Annotated in this window: 15 protein-coding genes; 4 read left to right on the forward strand and 11 right to left on the reverse strand. The window is 38.5% G+C overall.

The window, feature by feature from the left end; all coding sequences use genetic code 11:
* Positions 1-20: 20 nt before the first annotated feature.
* From FE005_RS12785 to FE005_RS12805, 5 genes are read right to left on the reverse strand one after another with little or no spacing between them, the layout of a single operon-like run.
* A complete protein-coding gene (locus FE005_RS12785) occupies positions 21-614 on the reverse strand; it encodes a malonate decarboxylase holo-ACP synthase (RefSeq protein ID WP_103300832.1) in 594 nt (197 codons plus the stop codon).
* A gap of 3 nt (positions 615-617) precedes the next feature.
* Positions 618-2,294, reverse strand: coding sequence for a biotin-independent malonate decarboxylase subunit beta (gene mdcD / locus FE005_RS12790; protein WP_138371911.1), 1,677 nt, complete (start codon positions 2,292-2,294; stop codon positions 618-620).
* Positions 2,284-2,583 (reverse strand): malonate decarboxylase subunit delta, encoded by a 300-nt coding sequence (locus FE005_RS12795; protein ID WP_060814921.1) that lies wholly within the window; start codon positions 2,581-2,583, stop codon positions 2,284-2,286. The genes mdcD and FE005_RS12795 overlap by 11 nt, the downstream gene beginning before the upstream one ends.
* Before the next feature lie 16 nt (positions 2,584-2,599).
* Positions 2,600-4,246 carry a malonate decarboxylase subunit alpha gene (gene mdcA, locus FE005_RS12800; RefSeq protein WP_138371912.1) on the reverse strand — a complete coding sequence of 549 codons (1,647 nt, stop codon included), beginning with the start codon at positions 4,244-4,246 and terminating at the stop codon, positions 2,600-2,602.
* Between the two features lie 5 nt (positions 4,247-4,251).
* Complete coding sequence (locus FE005_RS12805) at positions 4,252-5,163, reverse strand: ACP S-malonyltransferase (protein ID WP_138371913.1); 912 nt, start codon at positions 5,161-5,163, stop codon at positions 4,252-4,254.
* A 116-nt stretch (positions 5,164-5,279) separates the two neighbouring features.
* On the opposite strand from FE005_RS12805, the gene FE005_RS12810 reads away from it, so the two are divergent.
* Positions 5,280-6,134 (forward strand): LysR family transcriptional regulator, encoded by an 855-nt coding sequence (locus tag FE005_RS12810; protein ID WP_138371914.1) that lies wholly within the window; start codon positions 5,280-5,282, stop codon positions 6,132-6,134.
* 124 nt (positions 6,135-6,258) lie between these two features.
* On the opposite strand, the gene FE005_RS12815 is transcribed toward FE005_RS12810, so the two are convergent.
* Complete coding sequence (locus tag FE005_RS12815; protein WP_138371915.1) at positions 6,259-6,570, reverse strand: hypothetical protein; 312 nt, start codon at positions 6,568-6,570, stop codon at positions 6,259-6,261.
* Positions 6,571-6,800: 230 nt separating this feature from the next.
* On the opposite strand from FE005_RS12815, the gene FE005_RS12820 reads away from it, so the two are divergent.
* From FE005_RS12820 to FE005_RS12830, 3 genes are all read left to right on the forward strand, one after another.
* Complete coding sequence (locus FE005_RS12820) at positions 6,801-7,343, forward strand: hypothetical protein (protein ID WP_230320922.1); 543 nt, start codon at positions 6,801-6,803, stop codon at positions 7,341-7,343.
* A 196-nt stretch (positions 7,344-7,539) separates the two neighbouring features.
* On the forward strand, positions 7,540-7,944 hold the full coding sequence (locus tag FE005_RS12825) for a cytidine deaminase (protein ID WP_138371916.1): 405 nt from the start codon (positions 7,540-7,542) through the stop codon (positions 7,942-7,944).
* Positions 7,945-7,987: 43 nt separating this feature from the next.
* Complete coding sequence (locus tag FE005_RS12830) at positions 7,988-8,470, forward strand: tetratricopeptide repeat protein (RefSeq protein ID WP_138371917.1); 483 nt, start codon at positions 7,988-7,990, stop codon at positions 8,468-8,470.
* A gap of 90 nt (positions 8,471-8,560) precedes the next feature.
* On the opposite strand, the gene FE005_RS12835 is transcribed toward FE005_RS12830, so the two are convergent.
* From FE005_RS12835 to FE005_RS12855, 5 genes are all read right to left on the reverse strand, one after another.
* On the reverse strand, positions 8,561-10,654 hold the full coding sequence (locus FE005_RS12835; protein ID WP_138371918.1) for a hypothetical protein: 2,094 nt from the start codon (positions 10,652-10,654) through the stop codon (positions 8,561-8,563).
* The gene (locus FE005_RS12840; protein ID WP_103300824.1) at positions 10,651-10,959 is read right to left on the reverse strand and encodes an LPXTG cell wall anchor domain-containing protein; all 309 of its coding nucleotides are present in this window, start codon (positions 10,957-10,959) and stop codon (positions 10,651-10,653) included. Before FE005_RS12840 ends, FE005_RS12835 begins: the two co-directional genes overlap by 4 nt.
* Before the next feature lie 15 nt (positions 10,960-10,974).
* Positions 10,975-12,021 carry a DUF916 and DUF3324 domain-containing protein gene (locus tag FE005_RS12845; protein WP_103300823.1) on the reverse strand — a complete coding sequence of 349 codons (1,047 nt, stop codon included), beginning with the start codon at positions 12,019-12,021 and terminating at the stop codon, positions 10,975-10,977.
* Positions 12,008-12,679: a WxL domain-containing protein gene (locus FE005_RS12850; protein ID WP_138371919.1), complete on the reverse strand. Its 672-nt coding sequence runs from the start codon at positions 12,677-12,679 to the stop codon at positions 12,008-12,010. Before FE005_RS12850 ends, FE005_RS12845 begins: the two co-directional genes overlap by 14 nt.
* A gap of 134 nt (positions 12,680-12,813) precedes the next feature.
* Positions 12,814-14,289 carry a helix-turn-helix domain-containing protein gene (locus FE005_RS12855; protein WP_138371920.1) on the reverse strand — a complete coding sequence of 492 codons (1,476 nt, stop codon included), beginning with the start codon at positions 14,287-14,289 and terminating at the stop codon, positions 12,814-12,816.
* Positions 14,290-14,400 lie beyond the last annotated feature (111 nt).

Here is a 14,400-nt window from a genome sequence, read left to right on the forward strand (position 1 = left end):
TTCGCTCACTTTTCTTATATTTACCAAATCTCGTTGGTGAGTTTTGGCCCCTCGTCTGTCTTAAGTAATAGTTTCTTTTGGGGGTTCCTCAAATATTCTTTTAAGGAAAAACCGCCTTTTTTAGTTATTACTTGAATATCTAAATCATTGAAAAAATCTTTATTGTCCTGAATGAGTTGTAAAGGAAGTTGAGTGGCAGAATCAGCATAAAGCAAGAGATCCAAGTCACTGGTTACTTTGATCGCGGTTTGGTCTGAAGCCAATTCAAACCCCAAACTGCCACCCACACCCCACTGACAATCACACAACAATCGTTGTGCCTCACGATATTGGCGATAAACAGGATAATCTGCAATGTCTTTTTGGCGAAAACTTTCTTTGGCAATCAGCTGCCATGGATGAATGGTCGCCATCACATACTTAGAAAGTATCTCGGTGCCGAAGCGCTGTTCCCGTTTTGTTCCTCGAAAGCCGACAAGGATATGTTGTGGGCTTTGAGGAATGCCTCTACGGACAGTCGCATACATTTTTTCCCTTTGTTGCAGCCAATCTGGTAAAACGAGATCGGCAAGCGCTTGGTTATCGATCAATACAATATCGTGAGCAAAGTTCATTGTTTAATCAGTCCATTCTTCATTCATACGGGCAAAAACTTTATTTGTTTCTAAACGACCGCCTTTAACAGCAATCTCGTTGGTGTATCGGTTGGTCAACATAGTGTCGTTTGTTTGACGAACATCAAGAATCGCTGCATTGATGGCGTCGATCACCGCATTGACATGGTCAGCGCTGGTTTCTTGATCCGTAATTGATTCTAAGAAAGTGAAAATCGCACCAAGCTTCGTATAATTTTTGATGTCGTAGGCAATACTTGGCACTTTTTCTGCTGCTGCTTCGATCGCTGCGATTGACCGTTTTGTTACACGGCTGGCGCTTTCTTTAGACATTGCTTGAACAGTGATATTGGTACTATTCAAAGCGATCAAGCGACTAGATTGTAAGCCATGGGCTAAGAATGCACCAGAGATCGCATTCCCAGCGATAAAGCCAATCACTGGATGACCTGCTTGACGCAATTTTGCATAAGCTGCAGCACTATTTGCTAAGGCTACGTGGATTCCAATCAATTCTTCGTTATAACCGTAAGCTTGACTTGGTACGTCGATCACGACAACAACCGGACGTTTCACGGCCTTCTCTTTGTCTTCTTGATAAACGGTTTCTAAGACATGAGCCATTTCAAAACCTTCGATCAAGCCAACTTCCCCATTACGAACACGGTACATTGGGTTTTGTGCATTTGGGACAATGGCTGTGACAACCGCATCTTCGTTGAATAAGTTTGAAGCTGCAGCATAAACCGTGGCACTTGTAGAAGTTGGGTGTTTCAACCCTGTCAATGCCGCAAACCAGTCGTAACCAACACTTGTAGCAGCATCTTCTGTCCCTTCTGTTACGTTGATTTCCTTCACAGCTGCTGATTTGTGAGCGGCTAATGCTTGATTGTACTTGTCAATCGCCAATGGTTTGGATAAATCTAGTTTTGCCAACAAAGAAAGATAAAAGTCGGCGTTTTCGCTGCGATGGCTGTCTTTCTTTTCGTTGATTGCTGCAATCACAGCTGCTTTGATTGCCTCAACGCTATCTATTACTAATTCATCAACGATTTGCGCATTCAACCGTTGCCGGGCACCGATTGTGTTCCAGATCAAGTCTTTATCACTGGAATCAAATTCGCGAACACCCGCTTCTTGTTCAATCACTTCTGGTCCATTTAAACCGATCCGGGCTTTTTTGGTAGCAATCAAATAGCTCATTAAGGCTGAAGTGATGGACATCCCACCAAATGAACCAACACGACCAGGAACTAAGCCGATGACTGGAACATATTTTTTCAAAGCGACGATCAAATTACCAATTTCAGAAATCGAGAGCAACCCGTAATTGGCTTCTTGCAAACGGACACCACCAGTATCCAATACAATGATTGGATAGATTTCGTGGCCGTTTTGGTTTTCTTCCAGTACATGGGTCAAAGCGGCAATGATTTTCGCACCGGAAACTTCACCGATACCGCCACCTTGGAATTTACCTTCCATAGCAATAACGACAACTTCTTTGTCAGCAATTTTACCGCGGCTAACCACGATCCCGTCATCACTTTGGGGAACAATATCTTGTGCGACCAAATTAGGCGCGATCATTTGATCAAAGGGATCAATCAATTCACGGCCATTATCAATTAACGCATTGACACGTTCGCGGGCATTTAATTCAACAAAACTATTTTTCATCTGAAAGTTCCTCCATTGCTTGTGTTAATCGAAGATAGACAACTCCAGGAGTAGCACCAAAGTCATTGATAACCATGTCTGCGGTGATTGGGTAACGTTCAAAGAAGCGTGTCAAAACATTTTGCCAAACATCGCCAAAGCCGTCACTTCCGGTACAAATCTTCACTGAAGTTTCCGCTTTATCTGTTGGAAAAAGTAAAATTTCTAAATCGCCTGAACCCACCACACCAACATGGATTTTTTCTTTGATGGGTTTGGTTGTTTTATAGGTATATGCTAATTGTTCCATTTTATTCTTCTCTCCTTTATGACCAAGTTCTAAATTTCATAGGTGGTTGATACAAGCCATCAGACCATTCGATCAAATCATCCACGGTTTGCGCAGCTAGTAATGAACGTTTCGCATCGCTGCGTTTGATACCAAGATCTTCTGGTAATTTTACAATGCCAGCAGCACGCAATTGATCCAATGATTCTTTGGTACTCGTCATACCTAATGGGGTGACACCGCCGATTGCTGCGATTGCTGCTTGTTTTTGTTCTTTAGAAGTGGCTTTATAAAGGTAAGCAATTCCTTCTTCGGTCACAATATGAGTTGTGTCATCACTGTAGATCATTACAGGGGCGTTGGCTAAGCCCGCTTGTTTTTGAACATCCAATGCATCTAGTGTTTCAACAAAGACAGGTTTTTTGTTTGAGCTGTAAGTTTCGACCATTTGAACAACTAATTTTTGACCTTTGCCTAATGGATCCTTTTCGTCACGCAATGATTGCCATGCCGGTGTTGAGTGACGACGACCGCCAGGGTTATGACCCATGTTTGGCGCACCGCCAAAACCAGATAAACGTCCTTTGGTTACGGTTGAAGAATTTCCTTCATAATCCAATTGCAGAGTGGAACCGATGAACATATCAACCGCATATTGACCAGCTGTTTGCGACAAAGCACGGTTACTACGCATCGTACCGTCTTTCCCAACAAAGAAAATATCTGGACGAGCAGCAATATATTCTTCCATCCCTACTTCGCCGCCAAAACTGTGAATGCTTTCGACCCAACCAGATTCAATAGCAGGAATCATTGTTGGATGTGGATTTAAGACCCAGTTTTTAGCAACTTTCCCTCTGATTCCTAACGTTTCGCCATAGGTTGGTAAAAGTAGCTCGATCGCGGCAGTGTTGAACCCAATCCCATGATTCAATGATTGAACTTCATGTTCGGCATAAATTCCTTTTAATGCCATCATTGCCATCAAGATTTGTAATTCGGTGATGTTTTGAGGGTCCCGAGTAAATAATGCTTCTAATTGATAAGGTTGATCAGCCAGGACGACGATATCGATCCAATCACTTGGAATATCGACCCGTGGCAATTCGTCTACCACTTCATTGACTTGCACGATGACGATGCCATCTTTAAAAGCAGCAGCTTCAACGATAGTTGGTGTTTCTTCTGTATTGTAGCCTGTATAAAGATTCCCTTGTTTATCGGCTTTGTCTGCAGCGACAAGAACGACATTAGGAATCAAATCAACGAACAAACGTCCGTATAATTCTAAATAAGTATGAATATCGCCTAATTTCATTGTGCCGTCTTCGATCATTTGAGCGACACGTGTGCTTTGCGCACCAGCGTATGAAAAATCGATTTTTGCTGCGATGCCTTTTTCAAAAATAGTTAAATGTTCTGGACGAGAAATACTCGACATGATCATATGCAATTGATTGACTTTATCTGTATTGACTTGTTCCAAACTTTTTGAAAGGAAGCTTGCTTGTTTTTGGTTATCTCCTTCTAGAACGACTTTGTCACCTGGTTGAATAACCGTTTCTAACACTTCGATAATGGCTTCAGTTGGTACATATTTTCCATCAAGCAAATGTTCGATTTTTTTCATTGTTTGGGCTTTTTGCTCGCGTTTGCTGGCCCAGTTTCTTGCTGGTTTTTCCATTGTGTTCATCTCCATTTTTGATATAGGAATATGGCATCATCAATACCGTGTTGGTCCAAGTTGATGGTTCGGATCACCTTGTTTTCACCAAATTTCGCATGAATCAGCTTTGTTAAGGTATTGCCGGGAGGAAATTCAAGAGCGATATCGGTTCCCATTTCTTTTATGACATCCATCATTTTGTTCCATTGCACTGGATGAGCAATATTTTGTAACAGATCTTTGCGGATCTCTGCTGGATCAGTTGTCAATCGTCCGTCAATATTTTTGACATAAGGACAAGCTGGCGAATTGATCGTGACGTTCTGCAAGAAGGGCTCAAACTTTTTGACGGTTTCGTCCATCAATTCACAATGAGATGGAACAGGAACTGCTAGTAGCTTTGCGGTCTGGGCATGATACGTTTTCGCATGGTCTAATGCTTGTTGCAAACCCTTGATATGTCCAGATAAGGTATGTTGCATTGGGCAATTTTCATTAGATAGATACACGGGAAAATTGATGTCAAAACTTTCTGCAACTACCTTTTCCGCTTCTGATCTTGTCAGCCCAACGATTACACCCATCGCATAGTCTGCAGGATACGCTTCTTTCATCAGTGTCGCTCGATGATAGACCAGACTGGCAGTATTTTCAAAGCTCAGACATTCACTAGCCAATGCTGCGCAAAAAGCGCCGATTGAATGACCTGCGACCAAATCAGGATAAATGCCTGCTTTCTTGATCTGGTCGGTATAATAAGCAGCTTTGACAAGCATAGCTAATTGAATATAGACAGTGTCACTTTCAATGTTCGTTGCCTTTTTCAATGGATAGCCAGTAGCTTGTTCCAAGCGAATGAAGTAATCATCTGGTACATCATGCAACATGTCGCTTGTTTGACTGCCTTGACCTGGGAATAAGAAACCTGTACTCATGAAGAACCTCCTTAACAATTTCTCTTACACTGTTATTCTAGTCAAAGTTTGTTATAATAAAAAATACCAATTTGATGAGTATCCATAACAAAAAGGTATGGAATAAGGAGTGTCCTATGAACCTCGAACATTTACGTTATTTCCAAAAAGTCGCGGAATCTAAAAATATTACTCAATCTGCGCAAGAACTGTATATTTCGCAACCGGCATTGAGCCGGGCCATGAAACATTTAGAAAGTGATTTAGGCGTGCCTTTGTTCTATCATACTGGCCGTCACATTGAACTGACGATGTATGCGGAAGAATTTTACCCTTATGTCACTAAAACACTGGAACAATATGACCAAGGATTAGAAGCGATTCGATCTCTTAATGAAGAAATCATTCCTTCCATCACGATCTATTCTGAAGTTGCCTCGGTATCAATTCCCAATTTGGTCAAAACTTTTGTTGAGAAGCACCCAGATATTCAACTTTCAATCAAACAACACGGAAAAGCTGAAAAGGAAAAAGGTCGGGTCTTTTACATTACTTCTGAACCGAAAACCGGAATGACGAATTTACCCATTTTTACCGAACCGATTTTGTTGGCCATTCCTAAAAATCATCCATTAGCGAAAAAAGCAGCGCTATTGACCGCTGATATCGTTGATTTGCCACTAATCATGCTGGTATCGAATACACCATTACGACGTACTATTGACGAAGCATTTGAATCAAGAAAAATTGCTTTGAGTATTGGCGCCACCACAGATGATCCGGCAACATTGCGTTCATTAATCAATCAGGGATTAGGGATCACCTTCTTTCCTAAAGTGACCTGGGGCTACAAAGAAAGTGCCCCATTCGTATTGCGCACCTTGGATGATTTCCCGCTCTCTCGTACGATTTATCTGTCTTCCAGCTTTACCGAGGGCCATCCCATCGCAAAAATGATCGCGAAAACGTTGAAAGAGTTTTATCTCTCCTAAGATCGAAATAAAAAGACGAAGTGCTAATTGCCTTTTCGTCTGCCACCTAATTTAAATGAAAATCACAAAAAAAATCCACTTTATACGAGTGGATTTTTTTTGTGATTTTTACTGTTTTGCTTGATTAGAAGTTGGAAAAGACTACATCATTGATACCTAAGTAATTCAGGACATACAAAAACAGGACTGCTCCGTTGATGAATGTAGAGATCAAAATAATCCCATACCTAATAGAAACGACCCGGTAAAAAAGATGGGGCTGGATACGAGCAAATTTTTTACCGCTATAAGTGAAAGCGATAATCAATAAAATGAGGGCAAAGAATGCTTGTAAGATCATTCCCAACAAGTACAAGGATTGTGACGGTGTGGAATGCAATTGAAAAAAGTAGCTAACACAAGTAATCAAATCAATTAAAATAGCGATGACTGGCATCGAGAATTCCTTCTTTCACTAATAGGGTTTACACAATATAGCACGAAAAATGCCAGTCAGTAACTATCATTTTTGTCATCTCCAATCAAATCCTTCAATAGTAAAGAGAACAAAAAGGGCTAATTGAAGAAGAGCAATTTTTTTAAGTAATTTTTTTCATTCTTTGATACTATAATAGTAATCCACAATAGTGATTCACTTCTCTCAACTACTTATAAAGGAGCGCTGTTATGACTTACTCGGAACGGTTTACCTATGAAATGATTGAATCAAAATTTGATACGACAAGTTTTGACCCAACACCGTATATAAAAAGCACTTTGCTGGACCACTCGTTAAGAGAAAAATTAGTTAAAAATGTCATTGATGGCAAGAATCACATTAATTATTATTTCAATAGTTACTTGATTATTGAACGAGCTTCTCTGTTGGAACCAACACTTTTTTATCCATACTGGGAGGATTTTTGGCAACTGCATGCCCATAAAAACTCCTATCATCGACGAATCGCCCATGATCTGGTCAGTCATTTAGTTGCTTGTGATGTTGAGAATAAGTTTTCAAATATCAAAGACGATTACCTGGGGATGATTGAAACTGAAAAAATCAGCAACTTGCTGATTATGCTTCAAAATGCGATTCGTGTTGCTCAAATTACCCCTCTTGAGGCATTGCCTGCTCTGTTCTCCAAGTTAGAAAACCTACCGCACCTGACAGATAAGCAGAAACAAAGAATCAGTAAACTGCATCGGGAATACGAAACAGCCAGTTAATAAAAGAAGGCGAACAGCAACATTGCCAGTTTGATTTTCTTTAGAAGTTTCTTATTTAAATGGGTTTAGTATTTAAAGAGAGTGCCACATAAAAGTAGAGGCGAACTAAGCATTTCTCCTTTCATAAGCTTGTCCCCTTCTACTTTTTAGCGCTAAAGAAGCTTTTCTAGGACACGATTAAGAAAAGGAGATTTTTATGAAAGCTGAAACAAGACTTTTTGAAACGGTTAAATCGGAGTTACTTCAGCGGTATCCGACAGGTTGGGGTGGTGTTGCCGGTGCCTATTTAGATACTGATGAAATAGTAATTGGCATCTCGCCAGACTTTCCGAATGCCGGTTCCAGTGTGTGTATGGAACTAGGTTGTATGTTGGAAGCGGCTAAAATGAATGCACGAATCACCCATACCCTCTGTTTGGTTCGAGAGGACGAAAATGCTCCCTTCAAAATTCTTTCTCCCTGCGGCATATGTCAAGAACGGCTTGCTCTTTGGGGTGGTGATGTGTTGTGTGCATTGACCACAAAAGATGTTGACAGGATTGAATTTGCAGAATTGAGAAGCTTACAGCCTCATCATTGGCTTGAGGCTTATCAGAAATAAGGATATAATCGAAGGGTGTTTATAACAGATGATGGAAAACCAAATGAATATAATCGAAACAGCCATCCAGTTAAGAAAAGCTGGAAAATTTCAAGATTCAAATGACTTATTGCTAAAAATCTATCCAACTGATCCTGAGAATGCCTATCTAAATTATCAAATTGCTTGGAGCTTTGATGTCTTAGGAAAAGAATCTCAAGCGGTGCCTTATTATGAACGAGCGATTCAATTAGGATTGACTGAGCCAGATCTGGAAGAAGCCTACCTGGGATTAGGCAGTACTTACCGGGCTTTAGGGAACTATCAAAAAGCGGAACAAGTTTTAAGTGAAGCACAAGATAAATTCCCGACTAATAATGCGCTAAAGGTGTTTTATGCGATGGCTCTATTTAACCTTCAGCAATACAGCCAATCCAATCAGATTTTATTAGAACTGCTGGCACAAACTTCATCGGATCAAAATATCAGAGATTATCACAAAGCGATTGCTTTTTATGCTGACAAAATGAATCAAACTTGGGAATAGAATTCCATAGAAAAAGGACTAGCTGTTTCGCTAGTCCTTTTGATTGTTCTCTGATAATAGCGAGTTGATTTTTATCCATCAAATTTCTAATTATGGCGCGTCTTCAAAAGTCCATCGTAAAGAACCATGATAGCTTCCTACAGTATCAGAAGGATGGACAGCCAATTTTAGATCTTTCGATAAATCAAAAGAAGCACTTCCACTTCCTGACCAGATTTCTTGGTCGGAATTATTGATCTGAAAGTCTGATTTATCGCCTTTTATGATTAAACGATGAGCTAGTATTTTTTGATCTTCGTTCGTAAGTGGTCGTTCTTCTTTGACTTTCACTTTCCAGCGACTTCGATCTAGCTTACTATAATCTTCGATTTGAGCCTTATCTTTAGTAATTGGAAAGACGACTTTGTCCTCTGTAGGAATAGCAACTTCACCGAAACTGATTTCATCGGGAAGAGACAAGCTAGGGCCTTTTTCCTTTTCGATGATCCGCGTTTCCATATTCGATTCTTGACCATCTGTATCTTTCATGTAAAAAGAAACCTCATGACCAATCCATTCTTCAGGAAATGTGAAGGTAATTTTAGCAGCCCCTTTTTGAGGAGCAGACGGAATTTCTTTTACAACTTTTTCATCATCCTGATACTTGGCAACGAAAGAGAGAGTTGTCGCTTTCTCTTTTGAAGGATCTTGAGAGTATTGGATAGCTAACTCTCTTTTGTTGTTAAACCTTGAGACCAGTAGGGGACTTTCTTTATTAAGGAGTTCAAAGTGTAAAGGTTGTCCTTTTTTGTATCGATGAACAACCAATTGATTATCTGGTAAAAAGGTCCCTTTGTCTTGTCTATTATTTTTAATTGGTGTGTAGCCAGCTATTTCAGGGTAGTCATCAGATAAATCAAATGATGTTGTTAAAATCCCTTTTTTTATTAACGAGGCAAGAAGAATATTGTCATTCTCACCAAGAAAAGCAACAGTTACTTGACTACTATAGTTGACTAATGAAGACGCCGATTTTTCTCCTAGGTTAGTTCCATCGAAGATTGTATTCACATTAAATGGTAAATCTAAGTCACCATCTGAAATAATGGAAGTATCCACAGGATGTTCATTGCCTATCCATTTTAGTATTACTTGGTATTGTAAAACAGTATCATACAAGCGATTATCGCTAGGATTCTTAGCAACAATTTGGATTTTTTTCTCATCTATCATCTTGCTAGTAAATAAATCTGTAAGATCATCACCAGCAAAATTTGTGACACAAACTTTCTCAAATTCAAACTGTTTTGTTTTTTCTACTTGATCCAAGTTGAAATCAATCTCTATCTGTTGAGATTTCTGCCATTGATCTACATTGGGAATGGTTTGTTTCGCATTCAGTGAAACTCCTTTAACTTTTTCAAATTTAGAATCTGATGCATAAGCCGGAGGAAATTCTGGTTTAGACAAAAAATCAGTAAAGTAAACAATGGAAGATGGCGTGTTATCATTATTATGAACAACAAAAGTCATATTGGAAATGGCATTGGTTACCAGCTCAAATCTTTGTCTTGGGTCACGCCATGGAATTCCTGGCGTTTGATTTTTTAGATATAGCCAATAATCATCTTTTCCTCCATCCGAAGTATCATAAAGAATATGTGTTGGGTTATCTGCATATAGAGAATGAATAAGATTCCCTGGATTCTTATATCCAATATACTTATTTGCGTTTAATCCATAATAATTAAAAGCTGTTTTTACTATCATTGGATTCCCATCTTGATCAATAAAATCTAGACTTACCATTACTTCTCCAATAACAGTTATACCTAAAAAATATGACTTATCAAAACTTATTGAACCGCCATCCATGTTGCTCTGATTTTTTTTCAAAGTTACTAGTAAATTTACTGCTTTTCCTTGATAGTAACCTACGTTTTTAACCACTGCTTTACTAAGACTAGCAGCACTCCTACCAACTGTTAAATAATCCGAGTACACATCGCCTTCAATTGGTTCAATCTTTGTATTTTCACCGTAGTGCATGACAAATGTATTCTCAGCTGGTGTCACTGATTGATTGGCCCAATGAAAGTAGCCTAGATCAGTTAAAGGTCTTGGTGCAGCTTCTGCTGTAACTGCACCTAAAAAGATGCCGGAAAATAGTATCAACCAGTAGATTAGATGCTTATATCTTCTCATAAAGCATCCCTTTTATCCTTCTGATTCTTCTTCAATAAGTAAAGCGTAATAGCTGTGCCTAGTAATAGTACACCGAATCCTTGTAAGAAAAACGGTCTTTCTTCTCCAGTTTTTGGCAATGTTTTAGGTCCTACAGCCACACCATTATCCCCAACAGCTACTTTTTCCATTGGGATTACTTGATTTTTATTGGTAGGCTGATAGAAAGAGATTCCTACTTCGCTTTTGACTTGTTCACTTGCTGATACTGATACTGCTCCCCCAAGTAATACCATCAATAAGAATAGACTAAAGATTTTTTTCATTGTTCTTCCCCCATTCTATTGCTTTTTACGTTTCATATTGTAAATATAGCCGACTAATACCAGAATGATCACTAAGAACAGTGCAGCAATCACATAAATGAAGGTGTTGTCTTTTTCTTTGTTTACTTCGACTGCTTTCGTGTTAAGTTCTTCATCTTTCCCCTTGATTTCAAAGTCTTTCTTCAATTGCCATGTTTTTCCTTCGTCATTCTTCAAATCAATGACTAATTCATAGGTTCCTTTTTTTAATGGATCATTGTTCCAGCTGATTGGCAGACTGAATTTAGTCCGAGGAGCAAAAGAGACTTTTTTATTCATTTCTTTTAGCACATCTTTTTGGCCTTTTTTAGTGACCGTAGCATGCATATCCAATTTGCTCATGAGTATAGGTTGCGAATTCTCCAGGTCAGCAAAAACTGTTAAATAGCCATTATCTAAACCCGGCGTAACCTTTGTCAAAGCAAAGTCTGGTTGCACTTTTTTACCAGAACAAATCAATTTCGCTCCAATCGTATAGGCAAATTTGTTGTTTAGAGTAAACCCTTTGGATTGTTCTTCTTTTCCTTCCGTGTCTTCATAGCAATAAAATCCGCCTAGCACAGTTCCATCGAACCCTGCTTTAGGAATTTTCAGTTCAAAAGTAACATCTTTTTCTTCTTCCGGTTTTAAGGAGATTTTTTGTGACTTTGAAATCAGTTCTTCAAAAGAAGGTCCTCCAAGAAGTTTTTCCCCATGTTTAGAATAGTCAATTGCCCCATTCTGATTGGTTACTCCATTGTTTGCTTCTACATTGACCTTGATGTCCTTTGTACTGGTATTTCGCAGTTTAAGAACTAACTTTTGTGAACTTCCAGGAGCAACTTTCAAATCGTAATAACTTGCTTCTGATTGTTGATTTTCCGGTAAAACAGCTTGTGCATCAAAAGAAACTTTATTGTCTGTTTTCGAATCGTCCTCTGCAAAGCCATTTAAGGGAGATGTACCTAACAAGAAGAAAATAGAAAAAATAAAAAAGATGGAGAATGCTATTCCCCATCCTCCGTGATTCTTAGGCTGGCGCATCAGTTAACACCCACGTTAGATCTGCTGTATAAGCTTGTGCCTCAACTCCTGCTCGTGGAACATAAAGCTTCACGTTTTGGTTATTTCCGTCTTCCCCTTCAAAAACAGCAGCAAAGCCACCAGCACCTTGCCCTTCTTTAGCAAGCATTAAGTCTTGGTATTGTTCATTCAATTCGAATGATGTGTCTGCCATCTTAGGCATAGGAGATTTGTTGTTTTTAGTGACAACTTTACCATTAGACAATGTCATTTTGGCTCCAGTTAGTTCGTTCCCATTTTCACCAACAAATGGTTTCAATGTCACACCAAGTGACCAACCTTTTGCTCCGCCCCGGGTGTCGTTTACTTGTACGTGTGGTTTTTGGTTCAATGCAAAGTACGTTTCGTCTCCTTGAGAGACTTCATGTTGACCAAATGTGATGTTCGAAGCGAAAGGAATTGATAATGAACCGGTATCTCCTGTACTTGGATCGTCATCATGGGTATCATCAGGAACGATTGGATCTACATCTTCTCCTGATCCAGGCGTAAAAGTTACGTCAGTTTTGTTCGTAATGCTTGTCAAAGGACTTTCTTGACTGTCTGCTAAAGCAGTCATACTTGTTGCGCTAAGTGCGAGTAGTCCTAGCGCGGTTGTAGCAACCAAAGTTTTTTTCATTTTGTAATTCCTCCTAAATAATAATTGATCTAATTAAGATCTAAGAATATTTTGCCATGCCCTGATTGCTTTTTCTAGTTCAAGAATTTTCTTGTTTCGAGAAGAAATTACGATTTAAAAAAGCAAATCTGCGTTTAACGCAAACTTGCTTTGATACTTGTTAACTGAAATAACACTTCTCCAAGTTGGCGCCAGTTGCGCTCTGTAGGAATGTTTTTCATTAAAATCAATGGAATTTCACCAGTGTTGAAGTAGTAATTTGAAATCACTAAATCAACCTCCCTAATATTTGTTTGGTAATCATAAAATGCAAAGGTATAAGAATGTCCGAAAAGCGCATTGATTTTATTCATCAACCACAGCCGGTGAGTATGATGCAAATCATCATGAACTAAAATTTTTATCGGATCAATATAAAATGAGAAAAGATCGTAGTAATCGAGAATAAAATAATAATTTAAGAATAATTGTTCCCAGTTCTGCAAAAGAAGTGCTAAATCTTGATCTGTTGTGTCAGTCAATCGCTGATGGAATTCTTCAATAATGCGATATTTCTTTGGGCTTTCTTCTTTTACTTCATCGATGTAGGAACGATTAAAAAAAAGATCCGTATTTCCAAAGAAAAAGGAACTACGCTCATGAAACGCAATAAAATTAAAAATTAATTCTTGATCATCAACTGCTAGATTAAACTTAAACATCTCTCTTAAAACTTTATCCAAATGTAAAACAATTTTATAAGAACGGGTTTGATGTTTTTTCTGAACAGTAGCATAACTATTTTCATATTGGCTATTTCCATCGATAATACCAAAAGAATAAATTACTTGATAAAGAAAAAAGAGTTCATTTTCATCAAGAAACAAACCTGACTGATTGTTCCATTTTTGCAATCGCTCAAAATTAGGATCTGCTTGGATCACTGACTGATCATCAACAGTGACAACGACCTTTTTGATTTGACTTCGCTCTAAATTGATCGCCAGCCAATAAGAAAAGACCCTTTTTTGTAAAGGTTCTAATGTAATCTGATAGTTTTTTTCAAAAGAACTTATCAGATGCTCTATTTTGCTTAAAGTTGTTTGGAAAGGCCATTTGTCACCATTTTCTCTAGTAGCATTCCAATAGAAGTAATAGAAAAAGCTGCGGATTTTTCTCTCATCTGCAGTTAATTGCAATCGATATGGATGGAAATGTATTCGGTAACGATTAAAGTACTGTTCAAGAAGTTTCGCATAACGAAGAACAGTCGAGACACTAGTAAATTGTTTTTCAGCAAAGTCTTTCAAGGTTTTTTCTGGGTGATTGTACATGAACTGAATCAAATGATAATTATAGGATGCTTTGTAAAAATGAAGATAGATAGTGTATATCGGAAAATCTTCTTCTTTTTGGATTTGAAATCGTTTATTATTATCATTCAGCAACAAGATTTTGCTATCATATTTTTCGAATAATTCTGTTAGTTCGTCTATATAATTTAAGATTGATCGATCTGTTACATGGAGGATCTTTTTTAATTCGTCGATTTCACAGGGAGTGTTCTGTTCAAGTAAATAATCTAGTAGAACGATTTTCTTCAAGGATGTTTTTGTTAAAAAAGTTTGCATTGTTCGCACCTCAAATCTTTTGAATTATTTGCTATTCTCTGAAGTTCTTCATTCTAGCCGATCAAGTAAGGTCAGAGAAAAATAACAGCTTCTAGAACTTAAAAAATCACC

The organism is Enterococcus sp. M190262 (genome assembly GCF_005843965.1).
Classification (GTDB): Bacteria; Bacillota; Bacilli; order Lactobacillales; family Enterococcaceae; genus Enterococcus_D; species Enterococcus_D gallinarum.

What these genes read in the sequence shown, in the direction of transcription:
- FE005_RS12785 (WP_103300832.1), bottom strand. Translation starts at nt 614, where the DNA reads ATGAACTTTGCTCACGATATTGTATTGATCGATAACCAAGCGCTTGCC.
- mdcD (WP_138371911.1), bottom strand. Translation starts at nt 2,294, where the DNA reads ATGAAAAATAGTTTTGTTGAATTAAATGCCCGCGAACGTGTCAATGCG.
- FE005_RS12795 (WP_060814921.1), bottom strand. Translation starts at nt 2,583, where the DNA reads ATGGAACAATTAGCATATACCTATAAAACAACCAAACCCATCAAAGAA.
- mdcA (WP_138371912.1), bottom strand. Translation starts at nt 4,246, where the DNA reads ATGGAAAAACCAGCAAGAAACTGGGCCAGCAAACGCGAGCAAAAAGCC.
- FE005_RS12805 (WP_138371913.1), bottom strand. Translation starts at nt 5,163, where the DNA reads ATGAGTACAGGTTTCTTATTCCCAGGTCAAGGCAGTCAAACAAGCGAC.
- FE005_RS12810 (WP_138371914.1), top strand. Translation starts at nt 5,280, where the DNA reads ATGAACCTCGAACATTTACGTTATTTCCAAAAAGTCGCGGAATCTAAA.
- FE005_RS12815 (WP_138371915.1), bottom strand. Translation starts at nt 6,570, where the DNA reads ATGCCAGTCATCGCTATTTTAATTGATTTGATTACTTGTGTTAGCTAC.
- FE005_RS12820 (WP_230320922.1), top strand. Translation starts at nt 6,801, where the DNA reads ATGACTTACTCGGAACGGTTTACCTATGAAATGATTGAATCAAAATTT.
- FE005_RS12825 (WP_138371916.1), top strand. Translation starts at nt 7,540, where the DNA reads ATGAAAGCTGAAACAAGACTTTTTGAAACGGTTAAATCGGAGTTACTT.
- FE005_RS12830 (WP_138371917.1), top strand. Translation starts at nt 7,988, where the DNA reads ATGAATATAATCGAAACAGCCATCCAGTTAAGAAAAGCTGGAAAATTT.
- FE005_RS12835 (WP_138371918.1), bottom strand. Translation starts at nt 10,654, where the DNA reads ATGAGAAGATATAAGCATCTAATCTACTGGTTGATACTATTTTCCGGC.
- FE005_RS12840 (WP_103300824.1), bottom strand. Translation starts at nt 10,959, where the DNA reads ATGAAAAAAATCTTTAGTCTATTCTTATTGATGGTATTACTTGGGGGA.
- FE005_RS12845 (WP_103300823.1), bottom strand. Translation starts at nt 12,021, where the DNA reads ATGCGCCAGCCTAAGAATCACGGAGGATGGGGAATAGCATTCTCCATC.
- FE005_RS12850 (WP_138371919.1), bottom strand. Translation starts at nt 12,679, where the DNA reads ATGAAAAAAACTTTGGTTGCTACAACCGCGCTAGGACTACTCGCACTT.
- FE005_RS12855 (WP_138371920.1), bottom strand. Translation starts at nt 14,289, where the DNA reads ATGCAAACTTTTTTAACAAAAACATCCTTGAAGAAAATCGTTCTACTA.